The sequence below is a fragment of the Bradyrhizobium sp. USDA 326 genome (assembly GCF_049739485.1).
Taxonomy (GTDB): Bacteria; Pseudomonadota; Alphaproteobacteria; order Rhizobiales; family Xanthobacteraceae; genus Bradyrhizobium.
Window position 1 is genome coordinate 4,446,796 of the sequence record NZ_JBMGQA010000001.1, and the last position, 14,983, is coordinate 4,461,778.

General features: G+C 64.1%; 15 protein-coding genes and 1 pseudogene. 11 read left to right on the forward strand and 5 right to left on the reverse strand.

All coding sequences use genetic code 11. The features are described from left to right. Nucleotides 1-137 precede the first annotated feature (137 nt). The 4 genes from ABIG06_RS20920 to ABIG06_RS20935 all read left to right on the forward strand — a co-directional run bounded on the left by ABIG06_RS20920 (nucleotide 138) and on the right by ABIG06_RS20935 (nucleotide 4,542). Entirely contained in the window at nucleotides 138-701 is a 564-nt protein-coding gene (locus ABIG06_RS20920) for a (2Fe-2S)-binding protein (RefSeq protein ID WP_424578382.1), read from the forward strand. Nucleotides 702-705: 4 nt separating this feature from the next. Beyond that, the gene (locus ABIG06_RS20925) at nucleotides 706-1,722 is read left to right on the forward strand and encodes an FAD binding domain-containing protein (protein WP_370138456.1); all 1,017 of its coding nucleotides are present in this window, start codon (nucleotides 706-708) and stop codon (nucleotides 1,720-1,722) included. 2 nt (nucleotides 1,723-1,724) lie between these two features. After that, nucleotides 1,725-4,016, forward strand: a complete 2,292-nt coding sequence (locus tag ABIG06_RS20930) for a xanthine dehydrogenase family protein molybdopterin-binding subunit (protein WP_370138457.1) — start codon at nucleotides 1,725-1,727, stop codon at nucleotides 4,014-4,016. A 61-nt stretch (nucleotides 4,017-4,077) separates the two neighbouring features. Then, on the forward strand, nucleotides 4,078-4,542 hold the full coding sequence (locus ABIG06_RS20935; RefSeq protein WP_124163848.1) for an FKBP-type peptidyl-prolyl cis-trans isomerase: 465 nt from the start codon (nucleotides 4,078-4,080) through the stop codon (nucleotides 4,540-4,542). A 171-nt stretch (nucleotides 4,543-4,713) separates the two neighbouring features. Here ABIG06_RS20935 and ABIG06_RS20940 read toward each other — a convergent pair whose 3' ends face one another. Then, complete coding sequence (locus ABIG06_RS20940) at nucleotides 4,714-4,932, reverse strand: CsbD family protein (protein WP_124163849.1); 219 nt, start codon at nucleotides 4,930-4,932, stop codon at nucleotides 4,714-4,716. Nucleotides 4,933-5,060: 128 nt separating this feature from the next. Here ABIG06_RS20940 and ABIG06_RS20945 point away from each other — a divergent pair, with 128 nt between their 5' ends. From ABIG06_RS20945 to ABIG06_RS20955, 3 genes are all read left to right on the forward strand, one after another. Continuing rightward, a complete protein-coding gene (locus ABIG06_RS20945; RefSeq protein WP_124163850.1) occupies nucleotides 5,061-5,570 on the forward strand; it encodes a cupin domain-containing protein in 510 nt (169 codons plus the stop codon). Nucleotides 5,571-5,700: 130 nt separating this feature from the next. After that, nucleotides 5,701-6,129 carry a VOC family protein gene (locus ABIG06_RS20950; protein WP_370138458.1) on the forward strand — a complete coding sequence of 143 codons (429 nt, stop codon included), beginning with the start codon at nucleotides 5,701-5,703 and terminating at the stop codon, nucleotides 6,127-6,129. 35 nt (nucleotides 6,130-6,164) lie between these two features. After that, a complete protein-coding gene (locus tag ABIG06_RS20955) occupies nucleotides 6,165-6,653 on the forward strand; it encodes a VOC family protein (RefSeq protein ID WP_370138459.1) in 489 nt (162 codons plus the stop codon). 148 nt (nucleotides 6,654-6,801) lie between these two features. Here ABIG06_RS20955 and ABIG06_RS20960 read toward each other — a convergent pair whose 3' ends face one another. Continuing rightward, complete coding sequence (locus tag ABIG06_RS20960; RefSeq protein WP_370138460.1) at nucleotides 6,802-7,953, reverse strand: hypothetical protein; 1,152 nt, start codon at nucleotides 7,951-7,953, stop codon at nucleotides 6,802-6,804. A 2-nt stretch (nucleotides 7,954-7,955) separates the two neighbouring features. Continuing rightward, on the reverse strand, nucleotides 7,956-8,657 hold the full coding sequence (locus tag ABIG06_RS20965) for a FecR family protein (RefSeq protein ID WP_370138461.1): 702 nt from the start codon (nucleotides 8,655-8,657) through the stop codon (nucleotides 7,956-7,958). Between the two features lie 52 nt (nucleotides 8,658-8,709). Here ABIG06_RS20965 and ABIG06_RS20970 point away from each other — a divergent pair, with 52 nt between their 5' ends. Next, the gene (locus tag ABIG06_RS20970; protein WP_370138462.1) at nucleotides 8,710-10,140 is read left to right on the forward strand and encodes a phospholipid carrier-dependent glycosyltransferase; all 1,431 of its coding nucleotides are present in this window, start codon (nucleotides 8,710-8,712) and stop codon (nucleotides 10,138-10,140) included. 55 nt (nucleotides 10,141-10,195) lie between these two features. On the opposite strand, the gene ABIG06_RS20975 is transcribed toward ABIG06_RS20970, so the two are convergent. Beyond that, the gene (locus ABIG06_RS20975; RefSeq protein WP_370138463.1) at nucleotides 10,196-10,837 is read right to left on the reverse strand and encodes an OmpA family protein; all 642 of its coding nucleotides are present in this window, start codon (nucleotides 10,835-10,837) and stop codon (nucleotides 10,196-10,198) included. A gap of 379 nt (nucleotides 10,838-11,216) precedes the next feature. Between ABIG06_RS20975 and ABIG06_RS20980 the strand changes: the two genes are divergently transcribed. Both ABIG06_RS20980 and ABIG06_RS20985 read left to right on the forward strand, forming a co-directional pair. Further along, nucleotides 11,217-11,462, forward strand: coding sequence for a hypothetical protein (locus tag ABIG06_RS20980; RefSeq protein WP_124163857.1), 246 nt, complete (start codon nucleotides 11,217-11,219; stop codon nucleotides 11,460-11,462). Between the two features lie 109 nt (nucleotides 11,463-11,571). Then, on the forward strand, nucleotides 11,572-12,738 hold the full coding sequence (locus tag ABIG06_RS20985) for a winged helix-turn-helix domain-containing protein (protein WP_370138465.1): 1,167 nt from the start codon (nucleotides 11,572-11,574) through the stop codon (nucleotides 12,736-12,738). A 269-nt stretch (nucleotides 12,739-13,007) separates the two neighbouring features. Here ABIG06_RS20985 and ABIG06_RS20990 read toward each other — a convergent pair. Continuing rightward, nucleotides 13,008-13,406, reverse strand: a pseudogene (locus ABIG06_RS20990) (DUF2809 domain-containing protein); the annotation flags it as partial. 80 nt (nucleotides 13,407-13,486) lie between these two features. Between ABIG06_RS20990 and ABIG06_RS20995 the strand changes: the two are divergent. Next, a complete protein-coding gene (locus tag ABIG06_RS20995) occupies nucleotides 13,487-14,821 on the forward strand; it encodes an MFS transporter (RefSeq protein WP_124163859.1) in 1,335 nt (444 codons plus the stop codon). The last annotated feature ends 162 nt before the right edge of the window (nucleotides 14,822-14,983 follow it).

A 14,983-nucleotide genomic window follows, 5' to 3' on the forward strand; every position in this document is an offset into this window, starting at 1 on the left:
CGGAACTGCACTCATTGCTCCAAGTTAAGGGGCGATGAGCAGTGCAGGCGTGCGCTGCTCTTGCAGATAGCGGCGGAGGCCGGCCCATGTCCGACAAGTCCAGTTCCAGAACATCGACATTCGATCGCCGGGCCTTCATGGCCGGTGCCGCCGGAAGTGCGCTGGTTCCGATGACGGCGCGTGCGGTTGCGCAAGATGCGAATGAGCCTGTCGCGCAGGATCCGTCGCTTCCGGTTGAGGTCACGCTGCGCGTGAACGGCAAGGACAAGCGTCTGCGCATCGACGCGCGCACCACGGTGCTCGATGCGCTGCGTGAACATCTCAAACTCACTGGTAGCAAAAAGGGCTGCGACCACGGTCAGTGCGGCGCCTGCACGGTGCTGATCGATGACCGGCGCGTGGTGTCGTGCCTGACGCTGGCGCTCGCAGCCGAAGGGCAGGAGATCACGACGATCGAGGGCCTCGCCACCGACGACCGCCTGCATCCAATGCAGCAGGCGTTCATCGACAACGACGCGTTCCAGTGCGGCTACTGCACGCCTGGCCAGATCATGTCTGCCGTGGCCTGCGTGAAGGAGGGACACGCGGGAAACGAGGCTGACATCCGCGAATATATGAGCGGCAACATCTGCCGCTGCGCCGCCTATCCCAACATCGTCGCTGCCGTGAAGCAGGCCGCGCCCGAGATCATGAAAGGCTAGGCGCATGCGATCGTTTTCGTATCAGAGAGCATCAGACCCCGACATGGCCGTGCGCGCGCTCAGCGCCGCCGCAGCTGCCAACAATCCGCTGACGAAGGCGACCGCGCAGCCGCTCGCCGGCGGCACCACGCTGATCGATTTGATGAAGCTCGACGTGATGCGGCCCGCTGCGGTCGTCGATATCAACCCGCTGGCTCACGCCTGGTCGGCGATCGAGCCAGGCAGCGAAGCCCTGCGGCTCGGCGCGCTCGCAAAGATGTCCGACGTGGCCGCGCATGCCGAGATCCAGCGCAGCTATCCGGTGATCGCGGATTCGCTGAGGCTCGCCGCCAGCGCCCAGCTGCGCAACATGGCGACGCTGGGTGGCAATGTGATGCAGCGGACGCGTTGCAGTTACTTCCGCGATGTCTCCTATGAGAATTGCAACAAGCGCAATCCCGGTTCCGGCTGTGCCGCAATGGACGGCGTCAATCGGATGCATGCGGTGCTCGGTACCTCCGACCAGTGCATCGCGACCTATCCCGGCGATTTCGCGCAGGCGCTGATCGCGCTTGATGCCGTGGTCGAGATCACGGGCAAGGCCGGCACGCGCAGCATGCCGTTCGCGCAGCTGCACAAGGCACCGAGCAGCACGCCCGAGATCGAGACCACGCTTCAGCCCGCGGAGCTGATCTCCGCCTTCTCGATCCAGGGCCGGTGGCCCCGCTCGGTGTATCTCAAGGCGCGCGACCGGCAATCCTACGAATTCGCGCTGTCCTCGGCTGCGGTCGCCCTCGACGTGCAGGATGGCACGATCAGGGACGCGCGCGTCGCGCTCGGCGGTGTCGCCACCGTGCCGTGGCGGGCGCGCGAGGCGGAGGCGCTCTTGAAAGGAGAGAAGTTCGACGAAGCGCTGGCACAGCGTGTGGCCGATGCCGCCTTTGCGGACGCCCGTGGCCGTCGGCACAACAGCTTCAAGATCGGGCTCGGCAGGCGTGTGGTGGCACGCGCGCTTCAGCAGGCCGTAACGATGGAGATCTGACCATGACCGCTGCAGCTCCCGAGCCCAAGGCGAATATGGGGCAGCCCGTGCCGCGCTACGATGCGACCGCAAAGGTCACGGGGCGGGCGACCTACGCCTCCGACATGCCGCTGGACAATCCGGCCTATGCGTTCCTGGTCACCAGCGCTATCGCCAAGGGCCGCATCGACCGCTTCGATCTCGACGACGCTAGAGGGGTCCGCGGCGTGATAGACATCATCACGCACGAGAACGCCCCGAAGCTGAAGGAAGCGAAACTGTTCAGCAATGGCGGCTATGCCGGCACCACGATCCAGCCGCTGAAGTCGGCCGAGATCGCGCATGACGGCCAGATCATCGCTGCGGTCATCGCGGAGAGCTATGAGGCGGCGCGCGAGGCCGCCAGTCGCGTCAAGGTCAGCTATACGGCGACGGCGCCGAGTGCGAGCTTCGAATCGGCGGGTACTACGACGGCAGCCGCAAAGGGACAGAACGCGCAGTTCAAGGAAGATCCCGTGGTCGGCGACTTCGCCAAGGCCTTCGAGGCGGCCGAGGTCAAGCTCACCGCGTCCTACGACACGCCGACACAGCACCACAATCCGATGGAGCTGTTCACGACCAGTTGCGCCTGGATGGGCGACAATCTCGTCGTCTACGAGGGCAGTCAGTATGTCTATGGCCTGAAGAACGGCGTGGCCGAGCAACTCGGCATCGACGCCGACAAGGTGCGCGTGGTCAATCCCTATGTCGGCGGCGGTTTTGGTTCGCGCGGCTCGATGACGCCGCGCACTGCCATCATCGCCGGCATTGCCAAACGCCTCAACCGCCCGATCAAGCTGGTCCCGACCCGCGAACAGGGCTTTACCATCGCGACGTACCGCGCCGAGACGCGGCACGAGATCAAGCTCGGTGCGAGCCGGGATGGCAAGCTGGTCGCTTTGAGGCATGAGGGGGCTGAAATCTCCTCGCGGCCCGACGCCTATTGCGTCGGCGGCACCAAGACCACGACGCGACTCTATGCGTGCCCTAACATCGAAAGTCTGGTGTCGATCGTGCGCGCAGACCGTAACACGCCGGGTTTCATGCGCTCGCCGCCGGAAGTGCCCTATCTGTTCGCGCTGGAAAGCGCGATGGACGAACTCGCCGTGAAGCTCAACATGGATCCGGTCGAACTTCGTCGCATCAACGACACCACTACCGAACCCATTGGCGGCAAGCCCTACACGTCGCGGTCGCTGATGGCGTGCTTCGACGAAGCCGCCAAGGCGTTCGGCTGGTCGCAGCGGTCGCCGCAGGCAAGATCGATGTCCGACGGGGATTGGTTGCTCGGCTACGGCTGTGCCGCCACCTGCTATCCGACGCAGATGGCGCCGTCAGCCGCCCGCGTTCGCCTCCAGCGCGATGGCCGCACCCGTGTCGAGGTCGCCGGTCACGAGATCGGCACCGGTGCTTATACAGTCATCGCCCAGACTGCGGCCGAGCGGCTCGGCGTGCCGCTGGAGAAGGTCGCGGTCTTCCTGGGCGACAGCGACCTGCCGCCCGCGCCGGTTGCCGGCGGCTCCAACTCGACAGCCAGCACCTGCTCCGTGGTGATGATGGTGTGCGATCAGATCCGGCAGCGCCTGTTCAAGGCGGTAATGCCGAGCGACAGCATCGCCGACAAGGCCAAGGAGACTGTCGGCATCAGCCCGGCACCGTCGACCCGGGCGGCGAAGGGCGACCGTCCGCTCGACATCGAGAAGGCGTTCGATGCGCTCGGTGTCGGCGTGGTCGAGGAATATGGCGAGTGGAAGCCGGAAGGCGCACCGCTCGACTCGTTCAGGGCCTTGCATGCCGGGCAGCCTCGGTTCGTCGGCGGTCACCAAATGAAGGACAAGATCGCCTATGCCTTCGGCGCCGAGTTCGTCGAGGTCCGCGTCAACCGCTTCACGCACGAAATCCGTTGCCCCCGGCTTGTCGGCGCATTTGCGGCAGGCAGGATCATGAATCCACGCACCGCCCGCAGCCAACTGATGGGCGGACTGATCTGGGGCATGTCTTCGGCGTTGCTGGAAGCCACCGAGATCGACGAGCGCAATGCGCGGTACGTCAACGACAATCTTGCCGACTACCTCGTGCCCGTGAATGCCGATGTGCCCGGCGTCGAGGTCATCATGCTCTCCGAGCAGGACGATCACATCAACCCGGTGGGCGCAAAGGGGCTCGGCGAGCTTGCCAATGTCGGCACCAATGCCGCGATCTGCAACGCGATCTATCACGCCACCGGCCAGCGTATCCGCAGCTTGCCGGTACGTCTGGAAAATATCGAGGTCTAAAGGGGTGGAAACGGCGACGGCGTTGGGTTAGACACCTCCCGCCTCTAATGGAAGGTGCCCTATGCAGCGTTTTCAGCGCGTGCTCCTCGCCCTAATCTCGGCACTCGCGATCACTATGATTGGTGGCGCGTCCGATTTCGCTTCCACCACGGCCTCGGCCCAGACCGCAGGAAAGACCATGACCACAGCTTCAGGCTTGCAGATCATCGACTCTACCGTCGGCACCGGTGCCTCGCCGCAGCCCGGTCAGATTTGCGTGATGCACTATACCGGCTGGCTCTATGAGAACGGCCAGAAGGGCAAGAAATTCGACAGCTCCGTCGATCGCAAGGAGCCGTTCGAATTCCCGATCGGCAAGGGCCGCGTTATCGCCGGCTGGGACGAGGGTGTTGCCTCGATGAAGGTCGGCGGCAAGCGCACGCTGATCATCCCGCCACAGCTCGGCTATGGCGCGCGCGGCGCCGGCGGCGTGATCCCGCCGAACGCGACTCTGATGTTCGACGTGGAATTGCTCGCGGTGAAGTGACGGCGTAGCCGTCATTCCGGTGGCGATGCGCAGCATCGAATCCGGAAGCTCGAGATTCTCAGGTGCGCAATCGCGCACCATGGCTCGGCTCTGCGCGCCGCCCCGGAATGACTGCATAAATAAAAAAGACCGGCCTTTCGGCCGGTCTTTTCGCCTTCAGCTCTAGCGGCGTCACTCGGCTGCGCGCTTTGCGGCAGCAGCAGCGCGATCCATCGCATCTTTCGCGGCGTCTTTGGCGTCGCCCATGGCTTGCTGGCCCTTGCCCTTCACCTCCTGCACCGCGCCTTCGCCCTTCATGCGATCGGAGCCGGTGGCTTCGCCGATGCCCTGCTTGGCCTTGCCGATTGCCTCGTTGGCATTGCCCTTGATCTTGTCGGTCGTGCTACCCATGAAACACTCCTTCCATTTTGCTCGGTGAGACAACGTCCGGCAGCTACCAGTGTTCCGATTTTGGTATGGCTTGCGGCTGCGGCTTTGGGGTATTTTGCCGCGTACGGAACCAACAGAAAGCAAGTCCCATGACCGGCCATGACCACTCGCATTCCCACCATGACCACGATCATGATCGCTGGAAACATGACGGCGTGCGCGTCATTCCGGGTAACCAGCTCGACAGGAACGTACCCTCGACGGCCGGTATGGACCGCGCTGCCGCCATCAATTTCGCACGTGTCGGCGCACAGAAATTGTGGGCGGGCACGGTCAGCATCAAGCCGGATGCCAAGACCGGCGCACATCATCACGGCCATCTCGAAAGCGTCATCTATGTGGTGAAGGGGAAGGCGCGGATGCGCTGGGGCGAGAGCCTGCAGTTTACCGCGGAGGCCGGCCCGGGCGACTTCATTTTCGTTCCGCCCTATGTGCCGCACCAGGAGATCAACGCCAGCCCGGACGAGGTGCTGGAATGTGTGCTGGTGCGCAGCGACGGCGAGGCGGTGGCGATCAACCTCGACATCGAGCCGGTGGAGAAGCCCGAGACCGTGCTGTGGATCGACCCGGTGCACCGCGATCCCAACGAGAAGAAGTAGGGCCGTTCGGAGCGCGGGGGTCGGTGCGACAGAACCCCGCAGATCGGGTCCGAAAAATGAGTCGGAAGCGGTGTCGGATGGCGGCCTGGCCGACCGTCCTTGGGCAGAACCTCACCCGAGGAGCTTCCCGATGCCCAAGATGATCTTCGTCAACCTGCCGGTGACCGACCTCAATCGCGCGACCGCCTTCTATGAGGCGGTCGGTGCGGTCAAGAACCCGCAGTTCAGCGACGAGACAGCGAGCTGCATGGTCTTTTCCGAGACCATTTTCGCCATGCTGCTGACCCACGACAAATTCCGCCAGTTCACGCCGAAGCCGATCGCGGATGCCAGGACCTCGAACCAGGTGCTGTTCTGCCTCTCCGCGGACAGTCGCAGCGAAGTCGACGATATCGTCGCCAAGGCCGCGGCGGCAGGCGGAGTGACCGATCCCAGCCCGAAGGACGAATACAGCTTCATGTACGGCCGCAGCTTCGAGGATCCCGATGGCCATATGTGGGGTGTGAACTGGATGGACCTCGGGGCCGCCCCTCTGCAGCCCGAGATGGCAAACGCCTGATCCGAACCCGGAAGATCTGAAGAGGAGCATTCACGATGTCCAAGCTCGTGCCCTGCATGTGGTTCAACGGTGATGCCGAGGACGCCGCAAAATTCTACGTCTCGCTCGTTCCGAATTCGGCGATCACGCACGTCCAGCGCAACGTTTCGGACGGCCCCTCCGGCAAGGAGGGCTCCGTGCTCGTCGTCGAGTTCACGATGGCCGGACAACCGCTTGTCGCGCTCAATGGCGGCATGAAGATGGAATACACCCACGCGATCTCGCTGATGATCCATTGCGACGACCAGGCGCAGGTCGACAGCGTCTGGAACGCGTTCCTCGCCCACGGCGGCAAGGAAGAGCAGTGCGGCTGGCTCAGGGATCGCTGGGGCGTGGCCTGGCAGGTGGTGCCGAAAGTGATGTTCGAGTTCCTGTCGAGCCCGGACAAGGCAGCGGCCGCGCGCGCGATGCAGGCCATGATGAAGATGGTGAAGCTGGATGTCGACGTGTTGCGTCGTGCGTTCGAGGGCAAGTCGGCGACGTGAGGCGGGACGGAGTTCCGCCCGCACGCACTCGGTCATCGCCCAGCCTTGACCGGGCGATCCAGTAATCCGAGACGGCTATGATGAAAACGATAGGCCGCGGTGTACTGGATTCCCCGCCTGCGCGGGGAATGACAGTCGTGCTTTCCCGCTAATAATTGATCCGCAGCCCGACGCCGCCGTGGATCGTGTTGCCGACCGGCTGCGGGCCAAGAGTGCCGTTGGCGAAGAGGTCCACGATCCAGCCCTTCTGCACGCGGAAGCCGAGGCGGCCGCCATATTCGAACCAGCCCTGGTTGCCCATGGTCGGCACCACCACGCCGTTGCCGGTCACGGTGGCGACGATGCCGCTGTGGCTCGCAAACGACTGCACCCAGCCGCCATTGATGTTTGTCTCGATGTTGCTGCCGAAGAGATGCGTCCACTGGCCGCCGATCTTGACGAGGCTCGTGCGGTCGGTGCCATCAGCGATGGTGGCGTCGAATGGATTGAACGCCACCGTACTGTCGCTATAGCCGGAGACACGCTGCCAGAGCTGCCACACCTCGATCGAGGCTGCGACCTCGTCGCGTGGCGAGAGGCGGCTTATCCAGCCGGCGCGACCGTAGACGGCGTAGTTCGAGGCGTTGGTCGAGCTGGTCACGCTCACCGGGCCGAGACTGGTATCATAGCTGCGCGTGTAGCGCGCCTTCTCCCATGGCGTCAGGATCGTGCCGACGTCGAAGAACGGCCGCGACGAGCCCCAATCGGTAAAGTCATAGCGCAACGCGAAAGCGCCGATCGGTGCGCTGGTGATCTCGTAGCCACGCCCGTCGTAGTGCGTGTAGGCGATGCCGGCTAGCAGCGACAGATTGTTGGTCAGCGCCTTGCGGCCGTGGATGCCGGCCGAGAACGAGCCGGCCGAGCCGAATGCGCTGATGCAGTCGCCGCAATTGATCTGCTCGTTGACGCCGAGCAGCACCGTGCCGAGCACCCGGTTGGTGATCATCTGGTTGAAGCGCTGGTTGGCGAGGCCGCCGATCGAATTCCCGCTGGAAGCCCCGCCGGTCGGTGTCGGGCTCGGCGACGGATATGGGCTGGGGGAAGGATACGGGCTCGGCGATGGTGAGGGCGCAGGAGTCGGGGAGGGCGTTGGCGAGGGCGAGTAGGTCGGCGACGGATAAGGCGTCGGCTCGCCGCACTCGGACCCGCACTCCGACGCCTGCGCAGCCGCCGGGCGGGTCCCCCACGCGACAAGCGCAAACGCGGCCAATGCGGTCAGCACGCCGATGAGGATGAGGCGCTGGAAGCGGTATTTCGTCATCGTCAGCGCCCGCACAGCATGCCGTCGTCCTGGACGGTTGGCGTGATGGTCGGCGAGGCGCCGGCATACTGGTTGACCGCGCAAAGTCCGGCACTCGCGGCGCAGTTGGCCGCAAAGGTCCAGGGCGGCGTGTTGGCCTTGGTGATGCCGACCTTGCCGGCGGTCGAGGTGATGATCGCGGTGTCGCCTGGCTGGGTGAGCTGCACGCACTGGGAGCTCTTGGTGCAGACGCTGGCCGCACCGTCCTGAAGCACGACCACGGAGCGCCCGCGTTGCGAGAGAATGTCGAGCGTGGTGCCGCGCACACCGATGGTCGCAAGCGGCGTCGTGATCTTGTAAGCGGCCTTGTCGGAGCGCCCGGTGACGAAGCGGAAGGCGCCGGTGGTCATGCGGATCGCGACGTCGCGATAGCTGTGCTCGTCGTTGAAGACGGTGCGGTCGAGCTTCAGCGTGGCGCTCGGGCCGAGCGACAGATTGGTGCTGTCGGCCATCACGAAACGCGCCGCGCTGTCGGCGCCGGTGCGCACGGTCTCGTCGCGCAGCATGCTGTCGCCGACATTGATCGGCGTCGTGGTCGCGGCCACGCGCACCACTTCGTTCTGGATCACAACGGCTTCGCCGACCCGCGTCTGCGCCTGCGCGCCAGAGCCTGCGCACAATGCGGCCGTTGACAGGATGGGGAAAAGCCAAAAACGCAAATTCATTTCGCAACCGATCGATGTGTCCCTTGATCGTACCGGATCGCGCTCGCTTGCGATGTGGCGTAATTATCACAAGCGGCGCGGGACGTGCGCTATGCTTAGTGACAGTTGCGGCAGAATGCGTTCAATGAAAACGACGATCCTTGTTTTTGTCCGCGGTGACGCAAATTTGCCACGCAAGATGTCTCAACAGCAGCCGCTCGAGGCGTTCGCAGTTCCAAAACTGTCGCGGAGCGCAGTGCTTGCTGTCGCGATTTTCCTGGTTGCCCATCTGGCGCTGCTGATCGGTCTCGCCACGCCGGAGAAATTCGTCTTCGACGAGGTGCATTACGTCCCGGCGGCGCGGCAGATGCTGGCGCCTGTGATGTCGCAGCCGATGCTCAATCCGATGCATCCGCCGCTGGCCAAGGAGCTGATCGCGGCATCGATCGCGACCTTCGGCGACAACGCGTTTGGCTGGCGTTATCCCGCGACGTTGTTCGGCGCACTGGCGATCGTCGCAATCTATCTGTGCGGCCTTGCGCTGTTCTCCGCGCAAGGGCCGGCGATCACCGCGGCTCTGATCGCAGGCCTCAACCAGATGCTGTATGTGCAGGCGCGCATCGCTATGCTCGACATCTTTGCGCTCGGCTTCGGCTTGCTCGCGACCGCCGCCTTCATGCATGGTTTTCGCAGAGAGCGGCCGCAGGCAATGTTCGCGCTCGCGGGCAGCTTGTTCGGCTGTGCTGCGGCCTGCAAATGGAGCGGTCTGTTTCCGCTTGGCGTCTGCATCGTGATCGTCGCGGTGATCCGCCTGATGCAGGGCTGGCGCACGTTGTTTGCCGACGCGAAGCCGGACGACTGGTATCGGCCGGAGCTTTGGCCCGGCTTCAGGCTGCATCACGTCGCGCTCTGCTTCGCCGTCTTGCCGGCGGTGGCCTATCTTGCCGCTTTCCTCCCGCTCCATGGAGTGTCGCTGCCGGATCTGATCGAGGCGCAGCGGCGAATCTTCGCCGACAACACCACGACGGCCATCGCCGGCCACACCTATATGAGCGCATGGCCGTCCTGGCCGTTGCTCGCGCGACCGGTGTGGTTCCTGTTCGACAAGACGGCAGAGGACAACGTCGCTGCGATCGTCTTCCTCGGCAATCCGCTGGTGCTGTGGCCGGCGCTGCTCGCCCTCGTCGTGGTGCTGCGCGATTTCATCGTCGCCCGGCGGTGGGATGCATTCCTGATCGCGGCATTCTATTTCGGTCCCTGGCTCGCCTGGGCGCTGCTGCCGCGTACGCTGGGCTTCATCTATTACTATCTGCCGGCCGCGACCGAGGCTTCGCTGGCGCTGGTCTATGTGCTGCGCCGGGAGGGGCTGCCGCGCTGGCTGCTGTGGGCCTATGTCGGCGTCGCTGCGGCCGGCTTTGCGGTCATGCTGCCGATCTCCGCGGCGTTCGTCGGCACGTCGATGCGAACCTTCGGCCGCCTGATGCTGTTCCAAGGCTGGATATGACTTCGCCGCCTGCCGGAGCTGCGCCAAGCGGCGTGTCCGGCGCGACGACTGCGAATTACTTCGCTGCGGTCTTGGTGTCCATGTTCACGACCTGGACGCGGCGGTTGGTCGGGTCGGTGCCGTTGGCGGCATCCTTCAGCTTGGTCTCGCCGTAGCCGACGGTGACGAGATCGGTGCCGTTGAGGCCGTAGTTCTGCACCAGGTATTTCTTGATGGTGTCGGCCCGCCGTTCGGAGAGCCCCTGATTGTACGCTTCGCCACCGACCGCGTCGGTGTGGCCGGCGACCACGAAGGTCGAGCCCTTCAGCGCCGGATCGGACAGTGCCTTGCCGAGCGCCTGCACCGATGCCACCGACGTCTTGGCGATGTCGGCGGAGTTGTAGTCGAACTGGATCTCCAGATCGATCTTCGGCTTGGTCGCCGCGAGCTCCGCAATCTGCTCGCGCTCGCCCGTCGAGAGCGACCGGGTCGAGCGGTTGCGTACCGTGTTCAGGAAGGTCGATTCCCTGGCTTGTGCGGTCGTATCGGCCTGCGGACCGACCGACAGGCCGCGGGTTGCCGGCTTGGGCTTCAGTGCGTCGATGATCTGGCTGGCGGAGATGTTGTTGTCGCCGGCCAGCGCAAGGCTCGCCGTCATCGACAAGGCTGCCGAGAGAGTCATCGCCTTCAGTCCAAAGAACTTATCAAAACGGGTCATTGTCGTATCCTCGCTGCTACACTTGTTGGCGATTTGATGCTGCGAGCCTAGGGCAGGTTCAAAGGCGCTGGCGTGATCTCGGTCACATTCGAAATTCCCCGGGGAACTCTGATATGTCGGGCTCGAAGCGCCGACCGATGTGAACATGTGGCTGGTCGACCGCCTCACCTGGCGGCGCTTATCCCTGCCAGCCGGAAGCACGCGGCGGTGCCTTGTGCGAGCCGGGAGCGTCGGGGAGCGCCCAAAAGCGGCAGGCTGAGAGCGAGCTGATTCGGCAGTGCAGCAACGAAATGTCTTCTCTCTGAAAAACTTGCCGTTGAAGAATGGCAGTCGCGGTGGCCGGCATCAGGCCGGCTGCCTTTTCTGGAGGAGAAGATTGATGAAGACCCTGTTGCTCGCGACGGCATTCGTGGCGCTTGCTCTGTCCCCCGCGTCCGCCGCCAAGATGGCGTGCACCAGTGCAAATATGGCCAAGCTCGTTGGCGGGATGGGTGGTGAAGACACGCCGGGCAAGATCGCAGCGAGGAAATCGATGGCCGCGGCCAATTCCGAAATGAGCAAAGGCAATATGCGCGGCGCCTGCAAGCATTATATGAGCGCCGAGAAGGCGATGGCGATGAAGTAGGCTTCCGGGATTCCGGACGTCATGGCCGCGCTGGCAGCAGATGGCAGCGCGGCTTTTTCGTGTTCCTGCTTCTTGCCTTGCGGCGAATCCGGCTACATTGCATTCTGCAATGCCCCGCGCCCCGAAACCCCTTCCGCTTTCGACCACACAGGCCCGGCAGATCTGGCTGCATGCCCAGCGGCTCGACGTGCGTGCGCCGTTCGGGGAGGGCGCGCCGGCGCTCGCCGCCGCGACTGCTCATCTCGGCTATGTGCAGATCGACACCATCAACGTCATCGAGCGCTGCCATCACCACATCCTGTTCAGCAGGATCCCGTCCTACCGTCGCGCCGATCTTCGCCAGGCCCAGAGCGTCGACAAGAGCGTGTTCGAATACTGGACCCATGCGCTGTCCTACGTGCCGAGCAGCGACTTCCGGTTCTTCCTGCCGGCGATGCGCGAGCACCGGCGCGAGGGACACAGATGGTTCGCCTCGGTGAAGCCGGCCGACACGCGCAAGGTGATGCGACTGCTGCGCGCCGGCCCGCTGACGATCCGCGACATCGAGGACGACGTGCTCGTCGAGAAGGAGCACCTCTGGCAGAGCCGCAAGCCGTCGAAGCGCGCGTTGCAGCTCGCCTTCTATACGGGCGCCGTGACCATCAGCGAGCGCCAGGGCATGCTCAAGACCTATGAGCTGATGAACCGTCATTTCGGCTGGGACAAGCTGCCGAGGGCGGCATCGGCAAGGGAGATCACGGCCTATCTGCTCGATCGCGCGCTGCGCTCACAGGGCGTCGTCAGCCTCGATTCGATCTGCCATCTCGACGCGCCGAGCAAGAAGCCGGTCGCGCGCCTGATCGCCGCGCGCGTCCGCCGCGGCGAGCTGGTGCCTGTCGCCCTCGAACGTGCCGGCAAGCAGGAGCATTGGGCTTCGCCCGCAGCGTTGGAGGCGGGCGGCGAGGGGATATCGCCCGATCTCGTCCACATCCTTTCGCCGTTCGATCCCCTGATCATCCAGCGCAAGCGCACCAATCTGATCTTCGGCTACAACCATCTGTTCGAAGCCTATGTGCCGAAGGCCAAACGCAAGCTCGGCTACTTCGCGCTGCCCGTGCTGGTCGGCGACGAGATCGTCGCCGCCCTCGATCTCAAGACCGACCGGCAGGCGAAGAGGCTGTTGATGCAGAAATGGACCTGGGTCGGGCAGGGGAAGAAGATGGCGGGACGCAAGGAGCTCAAGCGGAAGATCGAAGAGGAGCTGCACCGCTTCTCGCAATTCCAGCTGGCCGACTAAACCGCGACGGGATTGGGACGAATCGTCATCGCTATCGAGGTTGTTGTTTACTCATGATCTTTCCGGAAAGTCGCTTCGCAGTTTTCCGGATTGTGCTTTGAGCGTCGCTGCCTCAGCAGGCGCAGAGCATGCGCGCGGGACGGTCGCGGCTCGTCGCCTGCGCCATTCGCGATTTCGACATTCCGCGATTTGCGCCGTTCATCAAGGAGGCCGAAGCGGTCCTGCGCGAGGCCGGATACACTCTGCTTCTGGCCAGCACCGACGCGGCTGTCCAGCCAGATCCCGGCCACGATACCGATGAGATAGGCCAGCAGATTCCACGGTGAGAAGATGCGCCCGAGCAGCAGTGCGCCGGCCATGGTGAGCCGAAACGCATCGAGCCAGGGCGTATGCACCAAACGCGAAAACTCGACGAGGACCGTGATCACCACCGCGATGGCTGCGATTTGCATCCGCGACTGTCGCGGCAGCAAAGCGGCAACGAGCAGAAACACCATCGTCGCCCACAACAGCGAGCCACCGTACTTCACGACGAACGCAGGCAGCCCGAGCGGAGAGCCATACCAGCGCAAGCTCAGCCCGCAGGCGATCACCGCGAGCGCGAGGGCGGCGCGGACAAGCGATGTCCGTAGCAGCGCAACAGCCTTGCCCGGCTGCGTCTCGTGCATTGCTCGCTGGATTGACTCTTTGCCTGCGATGCTGAAAACCGCCACTGACCCGAAAAAAGCAACAACCCCGGGAGGAAGCCATGAGCCAGACCACCACCTATGCCGGTTCCGCCGGCGCCGCCGCCAAGTCGGATATCGAAACCTCGACCATCCGCGCCATCTCCTGGCGCCTGATTCCGTTCCTGGTGCTGGCCTATTTCTTCTCCTATCTCGACCGGGTCAATCTCGGCTTTGCCGCGCTGACGATGAATGCGGAGCTGAAGTTCACGCCGTTGATCTTCTCCTGGGGTGCCGGCATCTTCTTCATCGGCTATTTCATCTTCGAGGTGCCGAGCAATCTCGCGCTGGAGAAATTCGGCGCCAGCCGCTGGATCGCCCGCATCATGGTGAGCTGGGGCATCATCTCCGCTCTGATGGCCATGGTCAGCGGCGTCACCAGCTTCTACGTCCTGCGCTTCCTGCTCGGCGTCGCCGAGGCCGGCTTCTTCCCCGGCATCATCCTCTATCTCACCTACTGGTATCCGGCGCAGTATCGCGCCCGTTTCCTCGCGGCCTTCGCCATCGCCGTGCCGGTCTCGACCGTGATTGGCGCGCCGGTTTCGGGCCTGCTGCTCGGGCTCGACGGCATGATGGGGCTGAAGGGTTGGCAGTGGCTGTTCATCATCGAGGGCATCCCGTCCGTGCTGCTCGGTATCGTCACCTGGTTCTATCTCACCGACAAACCGGAGAAGGCGGACTGGCTCTCGGCCGAGCAGAAGGCCTGGCTGAAGGCGAAGCTCGATTCGGAGATCGCGGCCAAGCAGGCGGTGAAGCATTTCTCGCTCGGCGAGGCGTTGTCCTCGCCCAAGGTGATCGCGCTCAGCCTGATCTATTTCGGCTTCGTCGGTGCGCTCTATGGCATGCAGTTCTGGCTGCCGCAGATCGTCAAGGCGTTCGGCCTCACCAATGCCCAGACCGGCTTCGTCACCGCGATCCCGTATCTGTTCGGCACCATCGCCATGATCCTGTGGGCGCGGCATTCGGATGCGAGCCGCGAGCGCGTCATGCATGTCGGCGCGCCGCTGCTGCTCACCGCGGTCGCGCTCGGCGTGTCCTCCTATCTCACCGATCCCACGCTGACGATGGTGGCACTGACGGTGGCCGCGATGGGCGTGTTCTGTTGCTTCGGTGTATTCTGGACGTTGCCGACCGCCTGGCTGTCCGGCACGGCGGCGGCCGGCGCCATCGCCCTGATCAACTCGATCGGCAACCTCGCCGGCTTCGGCGGGCCCTATTTGATCGGCTGGGTCAAGGAAGCCACCGGCCAGACCTCGACCGGTTTGCTCGTCCTCGCCGTGCTGCCGCTGATCGCCGGCATCCTGGTCTTCGTCGGCAGCCACGACAGCAAGCACGAGTTCGCCGAGCAGGGGCGGTAAGGGGGCTTCGCACGGTGGGCAAGGGCGCGCTCGTCGCGCTCCGTGCCCACGGATCTCCTCCCGGGCTGACGGGTGGGCACGCTCTGCTTTTGGCCTCCGGGCTCCGACAGACGTCCGTTTGCCCACTCTACAATCGCACCTTCGCAGTATGGCCATCCAAAT

Coding starts and splice junctions, on each gene's coding strand:
- ABIG06_RS20920 (WP_424578382.1), top strand. CDS start 138: ATGGCCGGTGCCGCCGGAAGTGCGCTGGTTCCGATGACGGCGCGTGCG.
- ABIG06_RS20925 (WP_370138456.1), top strand. CDS start 706: ATGCGATCGTTTTCGTATCAGAGAGCATCAGACCCCGACATGGCCGTG.
- ABIG06_RS20930 (WP_370138457.1), top strand. CDS start 1,725: ATGACCGCTGCAGCTCCCGAGCCCAAGGCGAATATGGGGCAGCCCGTG.
- ABIG06_RS20935 (WP_124163848.1), top strand. CDS start 4,078: ATGCAGCGTTTTCAGCGCGTGCTCCTCGCCCTAATCTCGGCACTCGCG.
- ABIG06_RS20940 (WP_124163849.1), bottom strand. CDS start 4,932: ATGGGTAGCACGACCGACAAGATCAAGGGCAATGCCAACGAGGCAATC.
- ABIG06_RS20945 (WP_124163850.1), top strand. CDS start 5,061: ATGACCGGCCATGACCACTCGCATTCCCACCATGACCACGATCATGAT.
- ABIG06_RS20950 (WP_370138458.1), top strand. CDS start 5,701: ATGCCCAAGATGATCTTCGTCAACCTGCCGGTGACCGACCTCAATCGC.
- ABIG06_RS20955 (WP_370138459.1), top strand. CDS start 6,165: ATGTCCAAGCTCGTGCCCTGCATGTGGTTCAACGGTGATGCCGAGGAC.
- ABIG06_RS20960 (WP_370138460.1), bottom strand. CDS start 7,953: ATGACGAAATACCGCTTCCAGCGCCTCATCCTCATCGGCGTGCTGACC.
- ABIG06_RS20965 (WP_370138461.1), bottom strand. CDS start 8,657: ATGAATTTGCGTTTTTGGCTTTTCCCCATCCTGTCAACGGCCGCATTG.
- ABIG06_RS20970 (WP_370138462.1), top strand. CDS start 8,710: ATGTGGCGTAATTATCACAAGCGGCGCGGGACGTGCGCTATGCTTAGT.
- ABIG06_RS20975 (WP_370138463.1), bottom strand. CDS start 10,837: ATGACCCGTTTTGATAAGTTCTTTGGACTGAAGGCGATGACTCTCTCG.
- ABIG06_RS20980 (WP_124163857.1), top strand. CDS start 11,217: ATGAAGACCCTGTTGCTCGCGACGGCATTCGTGGCGCTTGCTCTGTCC.
- ABIG06_RS20985 (WP_370138465.1), top strand. CDS start 11,572: ATGCCCCGCGCCCCGAAACCCCTTCCGCTTTCGACCACACAGGCCCGG.
- ABIG06_RS20995 (WP_124163859.1), top strand. CDS start 13,487: ATGAGCCAGACCACCACCTATGCCGGTTCCGCCGGCGCCGCCGCCAAG.